Genomic DNA, 1184 nt, shown 5'->3' on the forward strand with positions numbered 1-1184 from the left:
GGCTGTGGAGTGTGATGCGACGCTTTTTCACAAAGGTCGCCGAAGTCATTGAGAAGGACAGCCCGGCCACGGCCGAGAAACTGCGCCGTGCCAGCCCACATTGGATGCGCCACACCCATGCTACGCATGCATTGGCGCGCGGGGCCGAATTGACCACCGTGCGCGACAACCTGCGGCACGCATCGATTTCGACGACCTCAATCTACCTGCACGGCGACGAGGTTAAGCGGGCGCGGGAGATGGGGGAGGCTTTCGCAGCCCGGCGATCTTGACGGGTCGCAGCGTCAGGCGAACTGCAGCTCGATCTTACCGGCACGCCGCCGTACTGGACCGACCACGATCTTCACGTCATGCCCCAGCTTGGCCACCAGTTCCAGCAGCTTCGCCTCGCTGACCCCGCGAAACTGGCCGCGCGTGATGCGGGAGATCTTGGACTGATCGATTTCCAGCAGCGCGGCGGCTCCCTGTTGCGTCAGGCGTCGCGCCTTGATGGCGCGGGCAATCTCAGCCGCGAGCTGCGACTTGCGCTGCATTTCCGCAGCGTCGGCATAGCCCAGGTCCGCGTAGACGTTGGTGCTGCCTTCTTCGATGGTGATGTGGCTGTTCTGGCTCATCGCTTTACTCCTTGCTTTGCTTGCCAAGCCTCAAAATCCTGCACCGCAGCCTTCAGCCGTGCCTTGATCAGGTCCAGGTCCTCCTTCGGCGTCTTGATGCCGCTCTTGGACTTCTTCTGAAAACAGTGCAGCACATAGACCCAGCCCGCGAACTTGACCGTGTAGACCGCCCGGAACGTGTCGCTCCGGAAATCCTCGACCACTTCCAAAACCGCGGCGGAACCAAACCCGCTCAGCGCCTTGGCGTCCGGGTGCTTGCCACCGGCTTGCGCCAGGTCGATCGCATGGCCGAACACGTCTTGGACGTCCTCGGGCATTCCGTCCAGATCCCGCTTGGCCGAGCCGACCCATTTGAGCGGTTTGCGCGGCTGGGTGGACATTAGTGGTGATTATGCCAATTTAGGCATAGACCGTCAAACCGAACTGAGCCCGGTGGGACGATGGCGGTGACATCTGATGAAAGGGAGCCGCAACCCTCAAAGCGCACCAATCTGCACGCAAAGGACGGCGCGCCGGAAATTCAGATATTCACAAGTGGTTGTTTTTGAAAGAACTTTTTTCGCGAAGCGC

3 protein-coding genes are annotated in these 1184 nt (G+C 60.9%); 1 reads left to right on the forward strand and 2 read right to left on the reverse strand.

Going from position 1 to position 1184, the window contains the following annotated elements; all coding sequences use genetic code 11:
- Positions 1-272: tyrosine-type recombinase/integrase (locus tag DBR23_RS02400; protein WP_146191200.1), on the forward strand; the 272-nt coding region annotated here is incomplete at its 5' end.
- Positions 273-284: 12 nt separating this feature from the next.
- Here DBR23_RS02400 and DBR23_RS02405 read toward each other — a convergent pair.
- The gene (locus DBR23_RS02405) at positions 285-614 is read right to left on the reverse strand and encodes a helix-turn-helix domain-containing protein (protein ID WP_011805135.1); all 330 of its coding nucleotides are present in this window, start codon (positions 612-614) and stop codon (positions 285-287) included.
- Entirely contained in the window at positions 611-994 is a 384-nt protein-coding gene (locus tag DBR23_RS02410) for a type II toxin-antitoxin system RelE/ParE family toxin (RefSeq protein WP_011805136.1), read from the reverse strand. The genes DBR23_RS02405 and DBR23_RS02410 overlap by 4 nt, the downstream gene beginning before the upstream one ends.
- Positions 995-1184 lie beyond the last annotated feature (190 nt).

The sequence above is a fragment of the Acidovorax sp. HMWF018 genome (assembly GCF_003061035.1).
In the GTDB taxonomy this organism is placed as follows: domain Bacteria; phylum Pseudomonadota; class Gammaproteobacteria; order Burkholderiales; family Burkholderiaceae_C; genus Acidovorax; species Acidovorax delafieldii.